Source organism: Aeromicrobium sp. (assembly GCF_049586495.1).
GTDB lineage: Bacteria > Actinomycetota > Actinomycetes > Propionibacteriales > Nocardioidaceae > Aeromicrobium.
This window is the reverse complement of the sequence record NZ_JBAVCB010000114.1, coordinates 1-2,312: the sequence shown is the minus strand read 5'-3', so window position 1 is coordinate 2,312 and position 2,312 is coordinate 1. Positions and strand designations below refer to the sequence as shown.

The 2,312-nt window shown below is 68.2% G+C and carries 2 protein-coding genes; both read left to right on the top strand.

Translation table 11 applies throughout. From position 1 onward, the window contains the following. The first annotated feature begins 96 nt into the window (after positions 1 to 96). Positions 97 to 1,242, top strand: coding sequence for an acyl-CoA dehydrogenase family protein (locus WB508_RS06200; protein WP_423844012.1), 1,146 nt, complete (start codon positions 97 to 99; stop codon positions 1,240 to 1,242). Continuing rightward, a complete protein-coding gene (locus WB508_RS06195; protein WP_423844011.1) occupies positions 1,239 to 2,291 on the top strand; it encodes an enoyl-CoA hydratase/isomerase family protein in 1,053 nt (350 codons plus the stop codon). Before WB508_RS06200 ends, WB508_RS06195 begins: the two co-directional genes overlap by 4 nt. The last annotated feature ends 21 nt before the right edge of the window (positions 2,292 to 2,312 follow it).

Below are 2,312 nucleotides of genomic sequence, written 5' to 3'. Positions count from 1 at the left end.
TTCCGGTTCTACACCAAGACCAAGACCGTCACGTCGCGTTGGCCTTCGGGCACCAAGGACGCCGCCAGCTTCGTCATCCCCACGATGGATTGAGTCATGGAGACCACCGAACGACGCGCCCTCACGGACGCGGTACGCAAGTTCGCCGAGGCCGAGCTGGAGCCGCACGCGATCGAGTGGGACGAGCAGAGACATTTCCCGGTCGACGTCCTGCGACGCGCTGGCGACCTCGGCCTCGGTGGCATCTGCATCGGTGACGACATCGGCGGCTCGGATCTCGGCCGGGCCGAGTCCGTGCGCATCTTCGAGCAGCTCGCTCGCGGCGACACGACGATCGCGGCCTATGTGTCGATCCACAACATGGTGGTCGGCATGATCGACGAGCACGGCACCGAGGCGCAACGCCGGACGTGGCTCCCGGCCATGACCGAGATGGCCGAGCTCGGCAGCTACTGCCTGACCGAGCCGGGTGCCGGATCCGATGCTGCTGCCTTGCGCACCACGGCCCGCCGTATCGGCGACGATGGCTGGGTGCTCGATGGCGTCAAGCAATTCATCTCCGGTGCCGGCACCAGCCACGTGTACGTCGTGATGGCACGCACCGGCGAATCTGGGTCGCACGGCATCACCGCGTTTCTCGTTCCCGGAGACGCCGACGGTCTGTCCTTCGGTGCCAATGAGCGCAAGATGGGCTGGAATGCTCAGCCCACCCGGCAGGTCGTGCTCGATGGTGTCCGTGTCGATCCCAGCCAGGTGCTGGGCGGCGAAGGCGGCGGATTCGCCGTCGCCATGGGAGCGCTGAACGGCGGCCGCCTCAACATCGCGGCGTGCTCACTCGGCGGGGCCCAGTGGGCCGTCGACCGCGCCGTCGAGCACCTGCGCACCCGCGAGGCCTTTGGTGGCCCGCTGCTGGAACAGCAGGGCCTGCGATTCCGACTTGCCGACGCCCAGACTCAGCTCGAAGCAGCACGCTGCCTGCTGTTTCGGGCTGCTGACGCGGTGGACGCCGGCGACGCCGACGCGGTCACCCTGTGCGCCATGGCCAAGAAGTTCGTCACCGACGTCGGCTTCGACGCCGCCAACACTGCGCTGCAGATGCACGGCGGGTACGGCTACCTGGCCGAGTACGGCATCGAGAAGGTGGTCCGCGACCTGCGGGTGCACCAGATTCTCGAGGGCACGAACGAGATCATGCAGCTGATCATCAGCCGGTCTTTCGACACGACCACGGGCGCCGCATGACGCAGGAGCCAGCCGTCCTCGTTCGGCGCAGCGGACGCCTGGGCCACCTGGTGCTCAACCGCCCACGAGCCATCAACGCCCTGACCCACGAGATGGTGGGCATGCTCGCCGCGACACTGGACGAGTGGCGCGAGGACGACGCGGTGGAGACCGTGCTGCTGACCGGAGCCGGCGATCGCGGGCTGTGCGCTGGCGGCGACATCGTCTCGCTGTTCAACGATGCCAAGGAGGGCGGCACGGCCGGGGCGCAGTTCTGGCGGGACGAGTACCTGCTGGATCTGCAGATCGCCGAGTACCCCAAACCCGTCGTCGTGATCATGGATGGCATCGTGCTCGGCGGCGGCATCGGCATCTCCGCACACGCCAGCACGAGGATCGTCACCGAGCGGTCGTCCATCGGCATGCCCGAGGTCGGCATCGGCTTCGTGCCCGACGTCGGTGGGTCGTTGCTGCTCGCCCGAGCGCCCGGAGAACTCGGCACCCATCTGGCGTTGACCGCCGGATCCATCGGCGCAGGTGACGCGATCGCCATCGGCATGGCCGATCACTTCGTGCCGACGGACCGGATCGCCGACCTGGTGTCCGCGCTGGAGGCCACCGACGTCGCCACGGCCTTGGAGCAGATCGCCACCACGCCGCCGAAGGCCTCGTTGCTCGCTGACCACGAGTGGATCGACCACGCCTATGCCGGCGACGACCTGCTCACCATCGTGCAGCGACTGGAGGCGGTCCGGCCCGAGGTCGCCACGAAGGTCCGGCGACACTGCCCCATGTCGTGCGCTGTCGCTCTGCGGAGCCTGCGCCAAGCAGCCACCTTCGACGGCCTGCGCCAGACGCTCGACCAAGACCTCCGGCTCGCCATCCGACTGCAGCAACGACCCGACTTCGTCGAGGGCGTGCGCGCCCAGGTGATCGACAAGGACCGCACACCGCGGTGGGATCCGCCCACCGTCGAAGACCTCGACCCAGCAGCCGTCGACGCCTGCTTCGCCCCTCTCGGCGATCGCGAGCTCGGCCTGCACCACCACGACACACGGGAGTCAGCATGACCACGATCGCCTTCATCGGAC

Coding starts and splice junctions, on each gene's coding strand:
- WB508_RS06195 (WP_423844011.1), top strand. CDS start 1,239: ATGACGCAGGAGCCAGCCGTCCTCGTTCGGCGCAGCGGACGCCTGGGC.
- WB508_RS06200 (WP_423844012.1), top strand. CDS start 97: ATGGAGACCACCGAACGACGCGCCCTCACGGACGCGGTACGCAAGTTC.